Source organism: Immundisolibacter cernigliae (assembly GCF_001697225.1).
GTDB classification, from domain to species: domain Bacteria; phylum Pseudomonadota; class Gammaproteobacteria; order Immundisolibacterales; family Immundisolibacteraceae; genus Immundisolibacter; species Immundisolibacter cernigliae.
The window spans coordinates 913,068-930,362 of record NZ_CP014671.1 but is presented as its reverse complement, the minus strand read 5'-3'; the positions used below and the strand labels follow the sequence as shown (position 1 = coordinate 930,362).

15 protein-coding genes are annotated in these 17,295 nt (G+C 69.6%); 11 read left to right on the top strand and 4 right to left on the bottom strand.

The window, feature by feature from the left end; translation table 11 throughout:
• The first annotated feature begins 11 nt into the window (after nt 1-11).
• The 11 genes from hisH (at nt 12) to PG2T_RS04320 (ending at nt 9,386) form a co-directional block, all read left to right on the top strand.
• Nucleotides 12-665, top strand: a complete 654-nt coding sequence (gene hisH / locus PG2T_RS04370) for an imidazole glycerol phosphate synthase subunit HisH (RefSeq protein ID WP_068802997.1) — start codon at nt 12-14, stop codon at nt 663-665.
• Nucleotides 665-1,402, top strand: coding sequence for a 1-(5-phosphoribosyl)-5-[(5-phosphoribosylamino)methylideneamino]imidazole-4-carboxamide isomerase (gene hisA, locus PG2T_RS04365; protein ID WP_068802996.1), 738 nt, complete (start codon nt 665-667; stop codon nt 1,400-1,402). Before hisH ends, hisA begins: the two co-directional genes overlap by 1 nt.
• 3 nt (nt 1,403-1,405) lie before the next feature.
• Nucleotides 1,406-2,188: an imidazole glycerol phosphate synthase subunit HisF gene (gene hisF, locus PG2T_RS04360; RefSeq protein ID WP_068802995.1), complete on the top strand. Its 783-nt coding sequence runs from the start codon at nt 1,406-1,408 to the stop codon at nt 2,186-2,188.
• Nucleotides 2,181-2,582, top strand: a complete 402-nt coding sequence (gene hisI, locus PG2T_RS04355) for a phosphoribosyl-AMP cyclohydrolase (protein ID WP_068802994.1) — start codon at nt 2,181-2,183, stop codon at nt 2,580-2,582. Before hisF ends, hisI begins: the two co-directional genes overlap by 8 nt.
• Nucleotides 2,575-2,895, top strand: a complete 321-nt coding sequence (locus PG2T_RS04350) for a phosphoribosyl-ATP diphosphatase (RefSeq protein WP_068802993.1) — start codon at nt 2,575-2,577, stop codon at nt 2,893-2,895. Before hisI ends, PG2T_RS04350 begins: the two co-directional genes overlap by 8 nt.
• Before the next feature lie 73 nt (nt 2,896-2,968).
• A complete protein-coding gene (locus PG2T_RS04345) occupies nt 2,969-3,214 on the top strand; it encodes a Sec-independent protein translocase subunit TatA (protein ID WP_068802992.1) in 246 nt (81 codons plus the stop codon).
• Between the two features lie 5 nt (nt 3,215-3,219).
• Nucleotides 3,220-3,543, top strand: a complete 324-nt coding sequence (tatB, locus tag PG2T_RS04340; RefSeq protein WP_068802991.1) for a Sec-independent protein translocase protein TatB — start codon at nt 3,220-3,222, stop codon at nt 3,541-3,543.
• A 22-nt stretch (nt 3,544-3,565) separates the two neighbouring features.
• Nucleotides 3,566-4,291, top strand: coding sequence for a twin-arginine translocase subunit TatC (gene tatC / locus PG2T_RS04335; protein WP_236953293.1), 726 nt, complete (start codon nt 3,566-3,568; stop codon nt 4,289-4,291).
• Between the two features lie 135 nt (nt 4,292-4,426).
• Nucleotides 4,427-5,044, top strand: coding sequence for a TetR/AcrR family transcriptional regulator (locus tag PG2T_RS04330; protein WP_068802989.1), 618 nt, complete (start codon nt 4,427-4,429; stop codon nt 5,042-5,044).
• A 116-nt stretch (nt 5,045-5,160) separates the two neighbouring features.
• Nucleotides 5,161-6,129 (top strand): efflux RND transporter periplasmic adaptor subunit, encoded by a 969-nt coding sequence (locus tag PG2T_RS04325; protein ID WP_236953292.1) that lies wholly within the window; start codon nt 5,161-5,163, stop codon nt 6,127-6,129.
• Nucleotides 6,126-9,386, top strand: a complete 3,261-nt coding sequence (locus tag PG2T_RS04320) for an efflux RND transporter permease subunit (RefSeq protein ID WP_068802987.1) — start codon at nt 6,126-6,128, stop codon at nt 9,384-9,386. Before PG2T_RS04325 ends, PG2T_RS04320 begins: the two co-directional genes overlap by 4 nt.
• 211 nt (nt 9,387-9,597) lie before the next feature.
• Here the strand turns inward: PG2T_RS04320 and recJ are convergent, their stop codons facing one another.
• From recJ to mfd, 4 genes are all read right to left on the bottom strand, one after another.
• A complete protein-coding gene (recJ, locus tag PG2T_RS04315; RefSeq protein ID WP_202816420.1) occupies nt 9,598-11,319 on the bottom strand; it encodes a single-stranded-DNA-specific exonuclease RecJ in 1,722 nt (573 codons plus the stop codon).
• A complete protein-coding gene (locus PG2T_RS04310; protein WP_068802986.1) occupies nt 11,316-12,245 on the bottom strand; it encodes a hypothetical protein in 930 nt (309 codons plus the stop codon). The genes recJ and PG2T_RS04310 overlap by 4 nt, the downstream gene beginning before the upstream one ends.
• A gap of 96 nt (nt 12,246-12,341) precedes the next feature.
• Nucleotides 12,342-13,370, bottom strand: coding sequence for an NAD(P)-dependent oxidoreductase (locus PG2T_RS04305; RefSeq protein ID WP_068802985.1), 1,029 nt, complete (start codon nt 13,368-13,370; stop codon nt 12,342-12,344).
• Nucleotides 13,371-13,797: 427 nt separating this feature from the next.
• Complete coding sequence (mfd, locus tag PG2T_RS04300; protein WP_145930991.1) at nt 13,798-17,280, bottom strand: transcription-repair coupling factor; 3,483 nt, start codon at nt 17,278-17,280, stop codon at nt 13,798-13,800.
• Between the last annotated feature and the right edge of the window lie 15 nt (nt 17,281-17,295).

Genomic DNA, 17,295 nt, shown 5'->3' with positions numbered 1-17,295 from the left:
CCTGACGCGCCATGAATGACACCGTCGTCATCGACTTTGGCATGGGCAACCTGCGGTCGGTGGCCAAGGCGCTGGAGCACGTCGGTGCGCGCGTGCGGGTCAGTGGCGACCCGGCCGTGATCCGCCGCGCGGCGCGGGTGGTGTTTCCCGGTCAGGGCGCGATGGGCTCGTGTGTCGCCCGCCTGGCCGGTCACGGCCTCGCCGAGGCGGTGCGCGAGGCGGCGCTGAACAAACCATTCCTGGGTATTTGTCTTGGCCTGCAGGCGCTGCTGGAGTTCAGCGAGGAAGACGGCGGTGTGCCCGGCCTGGGTCTGGTCGCCGGGCGCGTGCAGCGCTTCGCGGACGGCGAGTTGCTGCCCGGCGGCGAGCGGCGCAAGGTGCCGCACATGGGCTGGAACCAGGTCGGCTTCACGAAATCGCATCCCGTGCTGGCCGGCATCCCGGATGGCGCGTGGTTCTACTTTGTGCACAGTTACTACGTGTGCCCCGCGGATGAGGCACTCGTGCTTGGGCGCAGCCAGCACGGCAGCACGGCGTTCACCTGCGCGCTGGCGCGTGGCAATCTGCTGGCGACACAGTTTCATCCGGAAAAGAGTCATCACGCGGGCCTGCGTCTGCTGGCCAACTTCGTGAGCTGGGACGGCACTACCCGAGGAGAGGACTGATGCTGCTGATACCCGCCATCGACCTGAAGGGCGGCAAGTGCGTGCGCCTGCGCCAGGGGCACATGGATGACGTGACGGTGTTCGACGACGATCCGGTCGCCGTGGCACGCCGCTGGGTGGAGCAGGGCGCCACGCGCGTGCATGTGGTGGATCTGGACGGCGCCGTGGCCGGCCGGCCGGTCAACGCCAAGGTCATCGCCGCCATCACGGCCGCGGTGGCTGGCGTGGACGTGCAGGTCGGCGGCGGCATCCGCGACGAGGACACCATCGAGGCCTATCTGGACGCCGGCGTGCGCTACGTGATCCTGGGCACGCAGGCGGTGAACATGCCCCATTTCGTGGGCGATGCCTGCACCGAGTATCCGGGCCACATCATCGTGGGTCTGGATGCCCGCGACGGCAAGGTGGCCATCGACGGCTGGTCCAAGCTGTCGCAGCACAATGTGCTCGACATGGCCCAGCACTTCGAGCGCGACGGCGTGGAGGCCATCATCTACACCGACATCGGCCGCGACGGCATGATGCGCGGCGTCAACGTGGACAGCGTGGTCGAGCTGGCGCGCGCCGTGACGGTGCCGGTGATCGCCTCCGGCGGCGTGACCAACCTGGCCGACATCGAAGCCCTGTGCGCCGTCGCCGGCGAGGGCGTGTCCGGTGTGGTGATCGGCCGCGCCCTGTACGAGGGCAGTCTTGACCTGCCGACGGCGCTGCGGCGTGTGGTTGAACTGGGCGCCTGACCGATGCTCGCCAAGCGCATCATCCCGTGTCTGGACGTCGACCACGGGCGCGTCGTCAAGGGCGTGCGCTTCGTCGAACTGCGCGACGCCGGTGACCCGGTGGAGACCGGCAAGCGCTACAGCGAAGCCGGCGCCGACGAGCTGGTGTTCCTGGACATCACCGCCAGCGCCGACGACCGCGACACGCTGCTGCACGTGGTCGAAGCGGTCGCCGAGCAGGTATTCATCCCGTTCACGGTCGGTGGCGGCGTGCGCAGCGTGGAAGACATCCGCCGCCTGCTGGTGGCCGGCGCCGACAAGGTGTCGATCAACACCGCCGCCGTGCAGCGGCCGCAGCTGGTGGCCGAGGCGGCGCAGCAGTTCGGCAGCCAGTGCATCGTGGTCGCCATCGACGCCAAGCAGGTCGGTCCGCAGCGCTGGGAGGTGTTCACCCACGGCGGGCGGCGCGCCACCGGCCTCGATGCCATCGAGTGGGCGCAGCGCATGGTGGCCCTGGGCGCCGGCGAACTGCTCCTGACCAGCATGGACCGCGATGGCACCCGCGAGGGCTTTGACCTGGAACTCACGCGCCGCGTGAGCGACGCCGTGCCGGTGCCGGTGATCGCGTCGGGCGGCGTCGGCAATCTGGATCACCTGCGCGACGGCGTGCTGCTGGGGCACGCCGACGCGGTGCTGGCGGCCAGCATCTTTCATTTCGGCGACTACAGCATCGACCAGGCCAAGGCGCACCTGGCAGCGGCCGGCGTGGTGGTGCGCCGTGACGATCCGGTGCTGGCCGATGCCTGATTTTCTGGATGCCGTGCGCTGGGACGAACGGGGTCTGGTGCCGGCCATCGCCCAGGACGCCGGCACCGGCCGCGTTCTGATGATGGCGTGGATGAACCGCGAGGCACTCGCCGCCACGGCGGCCGAGGGCATTGCCGTGTACTGGTCCCGCTCGCGCGGGCGGCTGTGGCGCAAGGGCGAGACCTCCGGGCACACGCAAATCGTGCGCGAGCTGCGCCTGGACTGCGACGGCGACACGGTGCTGCTGACGGTGGAACAACAGGGTGGTATTGCCTGTCATACCGGCCGCGAACGGTGTTTTTTTCAGCGTCTGACGGATGGTCAGTGGGTCAGCGACGAGCTGGTGCTGCGCGCGCCCAACACCATTTATCCGGCCGGAGGCGGCCATGAGTGAGGTGCTGAGCCGCCTGCAGGCGGTGCTCGAAGCGCGCCGCGGGGCGGCGGCGGACACCTCCTACGTGGCGCGCCTGTACGCCGGCGGCCTGGACGGCATGCTCAAGAAAATCGGCGAGGAGGCCACCGAGCTGGTCATGGCCGGCAAGGATGGGGTGCCCGAGCGCATCGTCGCCGAGGCCGCCGATCTGTGGTTTCACACGATGGTCGTGCTGGTGGCGCAGAATCTGTCGGTCGACGACGTGCTGGCGGAACTCGAACGCCGTTTCGGGCGCTCGGGGCTGGACGAGAAGGCCAGCCGAAAATCGACTTGATCACGCTGCCGGCTGCCTGACCGGCAGCGATACATGGCAGTCCGCTCAGGACTGCAAACAGGAGAACGCAATCATGGGTTTAGGCGGAATTTCCCCGTTTCAGTTGCTGATCGTGTTGGCCATCGTGCTGGTGCTGTTCGGTGGCAAGCGTCTGCGCAGCCTGGGCGGCGATCTGGGCGGTGCCATCAAGGGCTTTCGTAACTCCATGAAGGAAGGCGAGAAGGACGATCTCACCCACGAGGCCGAACGCCTGGCCGACGGCAGTGAGTCCGCGCGAGCGGCGGACAGCGCGGTCAAGCGCGAGCGTCAGGACGGCTAGCCCGCGTGTTCGATGTCGGTTTCGGCGAGCTGGTGCTGGTTGGCGTCATCGCCCTGCTGGTGCTCGGTCCCGAGCGCTTGCCGCAGGCCGCCCGCACGGCCGGCCTGTGGGTGGGGCGTTTGCGTGCCACCGTGCAGCGCTTTACCGCCGATGTCGATCGTGAGCTCAAGGCCGAGGAGTTGCGCCAGACACTGCGTGAAGAGGCACGCCGGCTGGCGGAGCCGGTCCAGGAACTGGGCCGCGAAGTGGCGGCCTCGCGCGCAGAGTTGACCGAGGCGCACGTGACGACGCCCGACCGGGCGGCAGCCCCGGCTGACGATGAGCGCTGAGCAGGCCCCAACGCAGTCGTTGATGTCGCACCTGCTGGAGCTGCGCACCCGCCTGCTGCGTTCGGTGGCGGCGGTGGTGGTGCTGATGGCTGCGCTGATGCCGTTCTCGAACCGGCTTTATTCGGTCCTGGCACAGCCCCTGATGCAGCGCCTGCCGGAAGGCGCCTCGATGATCGCCACCGGCGTTGCGGCACCCTTCCTGGCGCCGTTCAAGTTCGCCATGATGTTGGCGGTCTATCTGGCCATGCCATTCGTGTTTTACCAGGTGTGGGCGTTCGTGGCGCCCGGCCTGTACCAGCGCGAGCGGACGCTCGCGCTGCCCATGCTGATCAGCAGCGTGTTGCTGTTCTACCTCGGGATGGCGTTTGCGTATTTCCTGGTGTTTCCGATCATCTTCGGCTTTTTCGCGTCCGCCGCTCCGGTCGGGGTATTGGTGATGACCGATGTGTCGAGCTACCTGGACTTCGCATTGACGCTCTTTCTGGCGTTCGGCGTGGCCTTCGAGGTGCCGGTGGTGGTGGTGTTGCTGGTGCTGCTGGGCTTTGTGGACATCGCGGCGCTGCGCAAGGGGCGGCCGTACGTCATCGTCGGTGCGTTTGTGATCGGCATGGTGCTGACGCCGCCGGACATGTTCTCGCAGACCCTGCTGGCGGTGCCGATCTGCCTGCTTTTCGAGGCCGGGTTGCTGGTCGCCAGCCTGCTCGGCAGGCGTGCGGCGCGGCGTGATGCTGCCTCGGCAGTCGAGTGACCGGACTTGCGTCGCTGCAGCGAGCAAATCTGGCTCCATAGTTGCTTTCACGTCGCGACACTGGGCTGGCTTTTACTGTCCGGATCAGTATCATGCGCAGCCGAGCCTTAACGTTCATTCAGGAATGAAAAACCAATGCCGCCTGCAACAGACAAGGTCATCCGTCGCCTGAGCAAGGAAGACATTCTGGAAAAAACGGCGCCGCTGTTCGCCGCCGGTGGCTACGCGGCCACCTCCATGCGCGACCTGGCCAAGGCCTGCGGCATTACGCCGGCGGCGCTGTATCACCACTTCACCGACAAGGACCAGCTGTATCTGGACGTGCTGGAGTACACCTTCCGGCGCCGCATCGGCCGCATGGGCGAGGCCCTCAAGGGCCTGACGAAATTCGAGGACAAGGTGCGCCGGGTGGTGGAAGTGCTGGTCGACGCCATCCACGACGACGAATTGTTCCTGCCCATGTTGCGGCGCGAGCTGCTGGAACAGGACGAGAAGCGGCTCGAATACCTGGCCACCCGGGTATTCGCCGAACCGTTCCGGGAAATCATGCGTGTGGGACGCGACCTGCCGCCTGGCAACTACCGGCCGTCGTTCCTGGCTACCTCTGCGTTGGCGCTGACCATTGGGCACTACACCCTGGAGCCGGTACGACGCTATCTGATGCCCTCCGACACGCCGGACGACCTGCGTCAGGCGATCATCGATCACGTCACGGATGTGGCGCTGCACGGTTTACGCAAGGATCCAAAATAATGCCGTGCCGGCCAGGGATGGGCCGCCCGCTGCTGTTTGTGCTGTTACCGCTGCTGCTGACAGCCTGCGGCGATTCGACGCCATCGTCAGCGTCGCGCAGCCGCGACGATCTTGTAATGGCCACCGCCAGCGTCAGCACGGTGCCGCGCTATTACACCGCCCCCGGCAGCGTGCTTGCGGATGAGCGCGTGCAGCTTTCGTCGCGCATCAGCGGCTTCATTCGCAAGCTCGCAGTGCGGGAAGGGGACGCGGTCCGCGAGGGCCAGGTCGTGGTTGAAATCGACCCGTCCGACGTGGAGGGTGCGGTGCAGCGGGCGGCCGCGGCGCGCGCCTCGGCGCAGGCTGACCTCGCTGACGCGCGGGTGGACGTGGACAAATTCACCGCCCTGACCAAGACCGGCGCCGTGCCGATGGATACCCTGCGCAAGGCCGAAGTGCGGCGCCAGGTGGCGCAGGCGCGCCTGGCCGAAGCCCAGGCAGCACTTGAAACCGCCAATGCCCAGCGTGCCTACACCAGCATCACCAGCCCGGTCGACGGCGTGGTGGTCGGGCGGCTGCGCGAGGCCGGTGATCTGGCCACGCCGGGTGTGCCCATTCTGGAAATCGAGGCCCGCAACACGCTGGTGTTCCAGACCTACGTCGCCGAGAGCCGCGTCACGCAGCTCGACCCGGCGCAGCCGGTGCGGGTGAAACTCGACGCTGCGCCGCAGGCCTACGAAGGGCGTCTGTTGCGGGTGGTGCCGTCAGCCGATCCGGCCACCCGGCGCTACGAGGTCAAGGTCAGTTTGCCGATTGCCGCCGGGCTGCTGCCGGGCATGTTCGGGCGCGCCCAGTTTCACGTGGGTGAAGACCAGCCCCTGACCGTGCCGCAGGCGGCGCTGACCGAGCGCGGTGGTCTTTCGGGCGTGTTCCGGGTGGCGGCCGACGGCCAGGTCGAGTTTCGCTGGTTGCGCACCCGTCGGCAGATCGACGGGCGGGTGGAGGTCACGGCCGGCCTTGTGGACGGCGACCGGCTGGTGCTGAACCCGCCGGCCGACCTGCGTGACGGGGATCGCCTGGCGGTCAGCACGCCTGCCGCGCAATGAGCGATCCGCGCTTCAACGTCGCTGGCCGTCTGGCCAGCTTTTTTGTCGATTCCAAGCTCACGCCGCTGGTCATTCTGGGCGTGTCGCTGTTCGGCACGCTGGCCCTGTTGCTCACCCCGCGCGAGGAAAACCCGCAAATCCTGGTGCCGGCCGCGCAGGTCAGCGTGGCGCTGCCCGGTGCCAGTGCGCAGGAAGTCGAACGCCTGCTGCTGACGCCGCTGGAAGCGGCCTTGTCCGAAATGCCGGATGTCGAGCACACCTACGGCACGGCCAGCAACTCCCTGGCCTCGGTGCAGGTCGAGTTCGACGTGGGCGTGCCCAAGGACGCTGCCCTGGTGCGTGTCTACGACAAGGTCGAGCAACTGCGCCCGCGCCTGCCGCCGCAGGCCGGCGCGCCGACCGTCATCCCGATCGATGCCGACGATGTGCCGGTGGTCACCATTACCCTGGCCTCGGCCGAGTATGACGACCATGCCCTGAAACGCGTGGCCGACCGCATGGCCGAGCGCCTGCGCAGCGTGCGCGGGGTGTCGATCGTGCAGGTCTACGGCGGGCGTGATCGCGAGCTGCGGGTGGAGGTGGAGCCCGAGCGCATGCAGGCCTTCGGCATCACCCTGGATCAGGGCCTGGCGCGCCTGGCGGCGTCCAACCTGGCCCGTCCGGTGGGCGACATCACCGAGCGCGGCGAACGGGCCGGCGTGTACCTGGACAACCAGCTGGCGTCGCTGGAAGACCTGCGGCACCTGGTGGTGGGCGAGAGCAAGGGCCGGCTGATCTACCTCGAAGACGTCGCCGAAACCATCGACGGCCCGCCGCAGGACCGCCACAGCATGGCCCGGCTGGCCTTCGGTCCGGCGGATTCGCGTTTTGCAGCGCTGGGTGGCCAGGAACTGCCGGCGGTGACCATCGCCGTGGCCAAGAAGTCCGGCGAGAACGCCGTGCGCATCGGCCAGCAGGTCCAGGAACGCGTGCTGCGCATGCAGCGCCAGTTCGTGCCCGCCAGCGTGCAGGTGGTGACCACGCGCAACGACGGCGACAAGGCCGACGACGCCGTCAACACGCTGGTCGAGCATCTGGCAGTCGCCATCCTGGCGGTGGTCGGGACGCTGTTGCTGACGCTGGGCTGGCGCGAGGGCCTGATGGTGATGCTGGTGGTGCCGCTGGTGATGCTCACCGTGGTCATGGCCGACGGCTTTGCCGGGGTCACCATCAACCGCGTGGCGCTGTTCGCGCTGATCCTGGCGCTCGGCTCGCTCGTCGACGACGCCATCGTGGTGGTGGAGAACATCTATCGCCACTACACCGACAATCCGGGCGGCGACCGGCGGGCGATGGCTGTGTTGGCGGTGGCCGAGATCGGCAACGCCACCAACTTTGCAACCTTCGCGATGATGGCCGTGTTCGCGGCCATGATCGTGGTCAGCGGCATGCCGGGGGAGTTTTTCTTCCCGATCGTGTTCAACCTGCCGACCGCGATGTTCACCTCGCTGCTGTTCGCCTACGTGGTCACGCCCTGGGCGGCGCGCCGCTGGCTGCGGCCCAAGCCCCTGCTCGGTGATTTTCAGGTCCACAGCGCGCAGGCCTACGGCGCCTATGACCGGGTGCTGTGCCTGCTGCTGGACCGGCCGCTGGCGCGCCGCGCGCTGTACGTGGCCATGGTCGGGCTGATTGCGCTCAGCGCCCTGATGCCGGCCTGGCAGTACCTGCGCCCGGCGGGGCCGGTGGGCGAGAAATCGCTGCTGGGCCTGCTGATGACCTTCCTGCCCAAGGACGACATCAACACGTTCAACATCTTCGTCGACCTGCCGGAGAACGCCAGCGTCGAGCAAACCGACGCGCTGGTACGCGAGGTCGGACGCGAGCTGCGTGCCACGCCGGAGGTCAGCAACTATGTGGTGGCGCTGGCCCAGCCGGGCGTCACCGATCTGTCGAACCTGCTGCGCGGCAGCCTGAACCGGCACGCGCCATACCAGGCCGAGGTGCGGGTCAATCTGATCCACCGCGGCCAGCGGGCGCGCACCTCGCTCGACATCGTGGCCGAGCTGCGCCCGCGCCTGCACGCGGTCAGCCAGCGCTATCCGGGCAGCGTGATCCGTACCTTCGACGACCCACCCGGTCCGCCCAGCCGCGCCAAGGTGCTGGCCGAGGTGTACGGCACCGATCAGGACGACATGCGGCGCGTGGCGGCGGATGTGCGCACGCAGTTCGAGGCCACGGCCGGCGTGGCCGAGGTGTTCGATTCGGTCACCGCCCCGGTGCACCGCCACCGGGTGGTGGTGGACGAGGAAAAGGCCGCCCTGTCGGGCGTGTCCAGCCGCCAGATCGCGGACGTGCTGCAGGTGCTGTTCGAGGGCGTCGCGGTCGGGCGCGTGCACCTGCCGGACGAGCGCAACGTGGTGCCGATCCGCATCCAGGTGCCGCGCCGCGACGAGCTGCGCCCGCAGGACCTGGACCGCATCCAGCTGAGCAACGCTGCCGGCCAGATCGTGCCGCTGTCGGAACTGGTGCACGTAGTGGCGGATCACGAGGACGAGCCGATCCTGCACAAGGACAACGAGCGGGTGATTTTCGTCGGCAGCGAGTACCTGACCGGCGCGGGTCTTTACGCCGTGCTCGGTTTGAACGAGCGCCTTGGTGAAATCAGGGGCAGCCAGGACATGCCGCTGCGGGTCGGCAATCTGGGTCTTTACGACGAGCCGCCCGACACCATCGCCGGCACCAACATGCTGTGGGAAGGCGAGACGCGGATGATGCTCGACGCCTACCGCGACATGACCTACGCGCTGCTGCTGGCGATCTCGGTGGTGTACCTGATGCTGGTGGCCTACTACCGCTCGTTCGCCATCCCGCTGGTGGCGCTGGCGGCGCTGCCGCTGGCCTTCATCGGCGTGTTTCCGGGGCACCTGATCATGGGAGCCGAATTCTCGGGCGCGTCGATGGTCGGCATCATCGCCCTGGTCGGCATGGTGGTGCGCGCCTCGCTGCTGATCATCGAGTTCGGCCGCGACGCCGAGGCGCAGGGCATGACCCTGCGCGAGGCCATGCGCACGGCCTGTGCGCTGCGCCTGCGCCCGATCGTGCTGACCTCGCTGACCAACATCCTGGGCGCGACCGTGATGCTTCTGGACCCGGTGTTCCGGGGCCTGGCCATCAGCGTCATCTTCGGCACCCTGTTCTCGACCGGGCTGACCATGATCGTGGTGCCGGCGCTGTATTACGCCTATCGCCAGCGGCTGCTGCGGGCGGCGGCGGTCTGAGCACGGCCTCCGGCCCGGACTAGCGAGCCCCTGAAGGCAGGGGCTGCGGGCGGCGTCCCCGTGGGAGCGGCGCCCTCGCCGCGAATCTTCCAATTCGAGCAATTCGGCCCGAGGGCGGGCCTCCCACATCGAGAACCGCTGCTGCTTCAGCCGCTAATCTGCGGCGAGCACGCCGGGTCGGTCCGGACCAAACGTCGCCGGACCGGAGGCCTCACACCGCCGCCAGCCCTTCTACCAGCAACTGCAACTGGCGCTCGCCCCGCCAGGCGTTGACCTGCGGCCGGTAGGCCACGCGCAGGCGCGATCCGAGCTGCTCGCGCAGCGCCGCTGCCCGCCAGGCGATGGCCGCAACCGCCTCGCCACCGGCGAGCGGCGCCAGTAGCAGGCGCAGGTGATCTGCACCCACCACGCGCGCCTCGCGCAAGTCGAATTCGTCGTCGAACAGCGGCGCCGCAAAGCCCTGGCCCCACGGTCCGGCGCCGTGCAGGCGTTCGGCCAGGTCCAGCGTCAGCAGCGCCGGGTCGAGCGCGCCGTCGCTCAGCAGCGCGTCTTCGGGCAGTGCCCCGCCGGTTTGTTCGAGAACTGCATCGGCCAGCGCCGCCGCGAATGCGGGCAGATGTTCGCCGGCCAGCGTCAGGCCGGCGGCCATGGCGTGGCCGCCGAATTTTTCGATCAGGCCGGGATGGCGTGCCGCCACCGCAGCCAGGGCGTCGCGTATGTGCACGCCGGGCAGCGAGCGGGCCGAGCCGCGCCAGCGACCGTGTTCGGCCGGTGCGAAGGCGACCGCCGGGCGGCCGTGACGCTCGCGAAGGCGCGCTGCGATGATGCCGATCACGCCCGGGTGCCAGTCGGCGTCGTGCAGGCACAGCGCCGCCGGCAGCGGGCCCGGCAGGGCGCTCATCTGCGCCGTGGCCTGGGCCTGCATCTGCGCCTCCACGACGCGCCGGTCCTGGTTCAGGGCCTCGAGCTGGGCCGCCATGTCGGCCGCGGCGGACGGGTCGTCGGTCAGCAGGCACTCGATCCCCAGGCTCATGTCGTCCATGCGCCCGGCGGCGTTCAGGCGCGGCCCGGCGCGAAAGGCCAGATCGGCCGCCGTGATTGCGCTGCGGCCCGCCGGCAGGCCGAGCAGCGCCCGCACGCCGGGCTGGCCGCCGCCGGCGTTGAGTCTGGCCAGGCCCTGCGCCACCAGCAGGCGGTTGTTGTAGTCGAGCGGCACCACGTCGGCCACGGTGCCCAGCGCCACCAGGTCGAGCAGGCGGGCGAGCTTCGGTTCGGGCCGCCCGCCGCCGAACCAGCCGTCGGCGCGCAGCCCGGCCCGCAGCGCCAGCAGCAGGTAGAACATCACCCCCACGCCGGCCAGGTGCTTGCTCGCAAAGCCATCGCCCGGCAGGCGCGGATTGACGATGGCAGCGGCCGGCGGCAGCCGTTCGCCCGGCAGGTGGTGGTCGGTCACGATCACCGGCACGCCGGCCGCGCCCAGGCGGGCGACGCCGTCCAGGCTGGCGATGCCATTGTCGACCGTGATGACCAGGTCCGGCCGGCGGGCGAGGGCAGCCTCGGCCACCTCGACCGACAGGCCGTAGCCGGTGGTGAAGCGGCTCGGCACCAGGTAATCGACCGTAGTGGCGCCCAGCGCGCGCAGGCCGCGCACCGCCAGCGCGCAGCCGGTGGCGCCGTCGGCGTCGTAATCGGCCACCACCAGCAGCCGTCCACCGCCGGTCAGCACCCGCGCCGCGAGGCGGGTCGCGGCATCGATGCCGTGCAGCGTATGCGGTGGCAGCAGGCGCTCGGCGGGATAGCCGAGCGCGTCCACTGCCACGCCGCGGGCGGCGTAAACCCGCGCCAGCACCGGGCAGCCGAGGCGGGCCTCGAGCGCGGCGACCTGCTCCGCCGGCGGCGTCGGACGGCGCCGGATCGCCTGTCCGAGTTTCACCGCGGTGCGCGGCGGCGCAGGCCACGGCGCAGCCGCGCCAGCAGGCTGCGCCGCTGCAAGTGAAAGCGCGCGCCGCCCGCATGCAGCGTGACGGCTTCCAGTCGTCCGCCGTCGAGCGCGGCCTGCAAGGCATCGAGCCAGTGCGCGGCGCGTTCCGGCGCCGCCGCGTCGGCACCGAGTCCTAGCAGGGCGTGACCTGAGGGCGGGGCATCGAGCCACTCAGCGACCGATTCCGGCACCGCCCGCGGGGTGCGGCCGGCCAGCCGCGCAAGCCCGCCGATGAGCGGTTGATCGGTGCAAACGGTATCGAAGGGCGCCGGCGAGAGGCTGGGCGCCGTGCCGCCGCCCCACAGCCACAGGCCGTTAGCCGGCGGCAGGTCGCGCGCCTCGCGGGCAAGGTTTGGCGCGGCGTCGAACAGCAGCATCTGCAGCTCGTTCAGCCAGCCTTGCCAGCGTGGCGCGTCGGCGCCGCGCGGCTGGCCGGCGGCCACATCCCCGCCGGGCAGGCTGTCGGGCGGGCAGGTCTGGATATCCGGCGCATCGGTACTCTCCACATACCAGCGGTGCGGCGCGCCAAACCGCCACTGCACGCCGGGAATCACGCCGGCTGCGCTGACCCGGTCGAACAGCTCGCGGGCGTCCGGTTCCGAAAGCGGCGTCTGGGGGAGTTCAACCAGGCGCAGCGTGGCGCCGGACGGCATCAGGCACACCGGATCGAGTCGCGCGCACCAGGCCGGCGGCGGCGTGCCGAAATCGTGGGTGTAGGTGATGGCCGCCAGCGGCATATCGTCGCCGTTCAGGCCGAACAGGGCGCAGGCGCCTGCGGCGGAATCGCCCGCCGGCGGGGCAACGGGCGTGAGACCGGACACGGCGGCCAGATGCGCGGCCGGCACGCCGGAGAAATGAACGGTGAGGCGGGCGGACATGCGCGGCGAGTGTGCCAGAAACGGTGCTCGCCCAAGCAGCGACGGCCTGCCCCGGCCGGTGAGGCCGGGGCAGGCCGATCACTCAACTAAAAGCGGTCAACCGATCTTGGCCACGCGCGCCTTCCAGCGCTCGATGGCCTCGGGGTTCTTGGTGTACAGCGGCGGCTCGCCGCGCAATACGCGCTCGACGTTGGCCTTTGCAGCCACCGGCAGCGAGGCCATTACGTCGTACGAATGGCCGATGATGTGCGGCGTCAGGATGACGTTGTCGGAACCCACGAACTCGCGCAGCGGGCTGCTCATCGGCAGCGGCTCCTCGACGAAGGCATCCAGCGCCGCGCCGGCGATTGCGCCTTCCTTGAGCACCTTGTACACGGCCGCTTCGTCCAGCGCCGCGCCGCGAGCGGTGTTGACCAGGTACGCCGTCGGCTTCATCAGGCGCAGCTCGCGCTCGCCGATCATGGCGCGCGTCTGGTCGGTGACGGTCACGTGCATGCTGACGAAGTCCGAGCGCTTCAGCAGCTCGTCCAGTTCCACCTTCTTGGCGCCGGCCGGCGCCTTGTCCTGCGGCACGTAGGGATCGAAGTAGAGGATCTCGGTTTCCCAGCCCTGCAGGCGGTCGACCACGCCGCGCGCAATGCGGCCCATGCCGACCAGACCGATGGTGCGTCCGCGCACGCTGCGGGCCGTGAGCTCACGCGGCCGGGGCGCGTTTTCGGCCAGCAGGCGCTGCTTGAACGGCATTTGCATGGCCAGCGCCGCGATGAACAGCACGGTCGCCTCGGACATGCCAAGGAAATTCTCCGGCGTGGCGCCGTGGCCGACGATGATGCCAAGCTCGGTAGCGGCGTCGACGTCGATGCTCTCGACCCCGATCACCGGCGACATGATGGCCCGCAGGCGCGGCGCCGCTTCCATGATCGAACGGTCGATCTTGGTGATGGGGCTGGCCACGATCACGTCGGTGCGACCGAACAGCCGCTCATAGTCGGCCGGGTTGTAGACGGTGAAACCCGGGCCGGTGGCCGCCGGGCCGCGGATGATTTCGCAGTCGAGCTTGCCGAGTGCGTCGGCCAGCACGTCCGAAATCCAGTCGGTCGAGACAAAAACAACCCCCTTGCTCATGCGGATTCTCCTCGCGTGGTTTGTGTGTGCGCAACGGTGACGAGCGATCGAGGCACAGGCGCGCCGACCGAACGGTTGGATTGTAGGTGCCGGCCCCGGCGGCAAACAACCGCAGGCGTGCTCAGGCGGTCTGAGTGGTGGCCAGTCAAGCGCTTCACCGGGGAAGCTGTTCGCCCCCGGAGGCAGAAGCTTTCTACAGGCAACGCCCGCCCGTCTGCAGGGGTCCGGTGTAGGAGCCCGGCTTCGCCGGGCGATGGGCGGTGTGCCGCCGGGTCATCACTGGCCCATCTTGACCGATTGGCGCCTCGCGCAGCGCAGCTACTCTTGTTGTGGGTGTGGGAGGCCCGCCCTCGGGCCGAATGGATGAACTGAAGAGTCGCGGCGGGGGGGGCCGCTCACAGGGGTGCCGCTGCCACAAGGGCAGGGCTCATGCCCCGGCCTGAACGGCGGCCCGCGGGCTCAGGCGCAGCAGCAGTTTTTCCACCGCTTCCAGACGCGCCGGCGCGGTGGCGGTCGACTGGGTCACTGTCAGCTTGCTGCGGCCGTCGAAGCGGTAGACCTTGGGGTCGTTGCGGATCAGCTTGAGCAAGGCGTCCACGTCGATCGCCGGCTGCTCGACCAGGCTGATGCTGAAGCCGTTCTCGCCGCCGGTGATGGCGGTCACGCCAAGTTGCCTGGCCAACAGCCGCAGCCGCGCCTGCGCGAACAGCAGCGCGGTCGGTGCCGGCAGCGCGCCGAAGCGGTCCACCAGTTCCACCTGCAGTTCTTCCAGTGCCGGCAGGTCCGGCGCACTGGCGATGCGCTTGTACAGCACCAGGCGCTGGTGCACGTCGGGCACGTAATCGGTCGGCAGCAGCGCGGCGGCGCCCAGGTTGATGTCCAGCTCGTGCCGCACGGCGGCGTCGAAATCCGGCGCGCGGCCGGCGCGGATGTCGCGCACCGCCCGCTCCAGCAACTCGTTGAACAGCGTGAAGCCGATCTCCTGGATGTGGCCGCTCTGTTCGTCGCCCAGCAGCTCTCCGGCGCCACGGATTTCCATGTCGTGGCTGGCCAGCGTGAAGCCGATGCCCAGTTCGCCCAGGGACTCGATGGCCTCCAGGCGCTTGAGCGCGTCGCCCTTGAGTGAATCGCGGCTGGGCACCAGCAGGTACGCATAGGCCTGGTGGTGCGAGCGCCCGACCCGGCCGCGCAGCTGGTGCAGCTGGGCCAGACCCAGGGTGTCGGCACGGTCGATGATGATGGTGTTGGCGGTCGGCACGTCGATGCCGCTCTCGATGATGGTGCTGCACACCAGCAGGTTGAAGCGGCGGTGGTGGAAGTCCGCCATGATGTGTTCGAGGGTGCGCTCCGGCAGCTGGCCGTGGCCCACGCGCAGGGTCGCTTCCGGCAGCAGCTGGGCCAGGTCGTGGGCCACCCGCTCGATGGTCTCGACCTTGTTGTGCAGGAAATACACCTGCCCGCCGCGCTTGAACTCGCGCAGGCAGGCCTCGCGCACCAGCTCGGCATCGAAGGGCCGCACGAAGGTCTTGACCGCCATGCGCCGCGGTGGCGGGGTGGCGATGATCGACAGGTCGCGCAGGCCGGACATGGCCAGGCTCAGCGTGCGCGGAATCGGCGTGGCGGTCAGGGTCAGCACGTCGACTTCGGCGCGCAGGGCCTTGAAGGCCTCTTTCTGCTTGACGCCGAAGCGGTGTTCCTCGTCGATGATCAGCAGCCCCAGGCGCTGGAACTTGACGTCCTTCTGCAGCAGCCGGTGGGTGCCGATGACGATGTCGAGCCTGCCGGCGGCCAGATCGGCCAGGATCTGCTGCTGTTCCTGCTTCGACTCGAAGCGCGTCAGCGCCGCCACGCGCAGCGGCCAGTCGGCCATGCGGTTCTTGAACGACTCGGCGTGCTGCTGCGCCAGCAGCGTGGTCGGCACCAGCACCGCCACCTGCTGGCCGGCGTGGGCGGCCACGAAGGCGGCGCGCACGGCGACCTCGGTCTTGCCAAAGCCCACATCGCCGCAGACCACCCGGTCCATGGGTTTGTCGCTGCCGATATCGGCCAGCACCTCGCTGATGGCGCGCGCCTGATCCGGGGTTTCCTCGAACGGAAAGCTGGCCGCGAAGCGCGCGTAGTCGTCCGGCAGCGGGATGGCGTGGCCGCCGCGGGCGGCGCGCTTGGCGTAGATGGCCAGCAGCTCGGCCGCCGCGTCGCGCACCTGTTCGCGCGCCTTGCGCTGGGCGCGCTGCCAGTCGCCGCTGCCGAGTTTGTGCAGCGGCGCGTGGGCGGCGTCGGCGCCGGTGTAGCGGTGGACCAGTTCCAGACTGCCGACGGGCACGTAAATCTTGGCCCGGTCGGCGTATTCGATGGCCAGGTACTCGCCGCTGCCACCGCCGACCTCCAGCGTTTCGAGGCCCAGATAGCGCCCCACGCCGTGCTCGATATGCACCACCGGATCGCCGGCCGCCAGCTCGGTAAGGTTGCGGATGACCGCCTCGGGGTCGGTCTCGCGCTTGTCGCGGCGGCGCTGCTGCACCACGTGCTCGCCGTAGATCTGGCTCTCGGCGACGATGGCGACGCCGGCCTGCGGCAGCAGCAGGCCTTCGTCCACCGGCGCCACGGCGATGGCCAGCGGCGCGTTGCTGCCGATGAACTGCGCCCAGTCGTCCACCACCTGCACGCCGATGTGCTGGCGTTGCAGCATCTCGCGCAGGGTCTCGCGCCGGCCCAGGCTCTCGGCGGCGATCAGCGTGCGGCCCTTGAAGCCGGCGACGAAGTCCTGCAGCGCCGCCAGTGGCCGGGCGGCGCGGCTGTCCACCGGCAAGGCCGGCGGCTTGCCGATCGGCAGGGCATGGTCGTCCGCCGCCTCACGCAGCGCGATCTGCGCAAAGCGCTTGAAGGCCGCAAACACGGCGCCCGGCTCCAGGTACAGCTCGGCCGGCGGCAGCGGCGGGTAATCGCGCACCACACTGCGCGCCTCGAAGCGCTCGCGCACCGTGCCCCAGAAGGCATCGCCGGCTGCCAGGCAGCCTTCCTGCCAGGCGATGGTGGCGCCCGCCGGCAGGTAGTCGAACAGCGTGGCCGTCGCCTCGAAAAACAGCGGCAGGTAGAACTCGATGCCGGCCGGCGGGCGGCCGGCCTGCAACTCGCGGTACAGCGCCGAGCGTGCGGGATTGGCCTCGAACACCTGCATGTAGCGCTGGTAGAAGCGCTCGATGGCCTGCGGGTTGACCGGAAACTCGCGCCCCGGCAGCAGGTCCACGCCCGGCAGGCTGTCCTGCGAGCGCTGGCTGTCCGGATCGAAGCGGCGGATCGACTCCACCTCGTCGTCGAACAGCTCGACCCGGAACGGCCACTCGCTGCCCATCGGAAACAAATCCAGCAGCCCGCCGCGCACCGCGAACTCGCCGTGTTCCATGACCTGGTTGACCGCCGCGTAGCCGGCGCGGATCAGCCGCTCGCGCATCTGCGTCAGATCCAGCCGGTCGCCGCGCGCCAGGCGCAGGCTGTAGGCGTCGAGGTACGCCTGCGGCGCCAGGCGCTGCATCAGCGTGGCGATGGGCACGATCACCACCCCGGCGCGCAGGCCGGGCAGGCGGTGCAATACGGCCAGGCGCTCGGAAACCAGATCCTGGTAGGGCGAGAAGGCGTCGTAGGGCAGCGTTTCCCAGTCCGGGAACGTCAGCACCGGCAGATCGGCGCCGGCAAAGAACGGGATTTCGCGCGCCAGCCGTTCGGCGGCCGGCGTGTCGGCCACCACGACCAACAGCGGGCCGCTTGCGGTGCGCGCCGCTTCGGCCAGCGCCAGCGCCTGGCTGGCGCCGGCAAGGCCGCTCCAGTCGCGCCGCTCGCCGGCCCTGGCGGGCAGGGGCGGACGCAGCAGGGGGGCGGGAACGGCGGGGCCGATGGGCAGGGCGGTACTCATGCAGCCGGTATTATA

Bases quoted from the DNA above. Each gene is read 5' to 3' on its own strand.
- hisH (WP_068802997.1), top strand. From the start codon at position 12: ATGAATGACACCGTCGTCATCGACTTTGGCATGGGCAACCTGCGGTCG.
- hisA (WP_068802996.1), top strand. From the start codon at position 665: ATGCTGCTGATACCCGCCATCGACCTGAAGGGCGGCAAGTGCGTGCGC.
- hisF (WP_068802995.1), top strand. From the start codon at position 1,406: ATGCTCGCCAAGCGCATCATCCCGTGTCTGGACGTCGACCACGGGCGC.
- hisI (WP_068802994.1), top strand. From the start codon at position 2,181: ATGCCTGATTTTCTGGATGCCGTGCGCTGGGACGAACGGGGTCTGGTG.
- PG2T_RS04350 (WP_068802993.1), top strand. From the start codon at position 2,575: ATGAGTGAGGTGCTGAGCCGCCTGCAGGCGGTGCTCGAAGCGCGCCGC.
- PG2T_RS04345 (WP_068802992.1), top strand. From the start codon at position 2,969: ATGGGTTTAGGCGGAATTTCCCCGTTTCAGTTGCTGATCGTGTTGGCC.
- tatC (WP_236953293.1), top strand. From the start codon at position 3,566: ATGTCGCACCTGCTGGAGCTGCGCACCCGCCTGCTGCGTTCGGTGGCG.
- PG2T_RS04330 (WP_068802989.1), top strand. From the start codon at position 4,427: ATGCCGCCTGCAACAGACAAGGTCATCCGTCGCCTGAGCAAGGAAGAC.
- PG2T_RS04325 (WP_236953292.1), top strand. From the start codon at position 5,161: ATGGCCACCGCCAGCGTCAGCACGGTGCCGCGCTATTACACCGCCCCC.
- PG2T_RS04320 (WP_068802987.1), top strand. From the start codon at position 6,126: ATGAGCGATCCGCGCTTCAACGTCGCTGGCCGTCTGGCCAGCTTTTTT.
- PG2T_RS04310 (WP_068802986.1), bottom strand. From the start codon at position 12,245: ATGTCCGCCCGCCTCACCGTTCATTTCTCCGGCGTGCCGGCCGCGCAT.
- PG2T_RS04305 (WP_068802985.1), bottom strand. From the start codon at position 13,370: ATGAGCAAGGGGGTTGTTTTTGTCTCGACCGACTGGATTTCGGACGTG.
- mfd (WP_145930991.1), bottom strand. From the start codon at position 17,280: ATGAGTACCGCCCTGCCCATCGGCCCCGCCGTTCCCGCCCCCCTGCTG.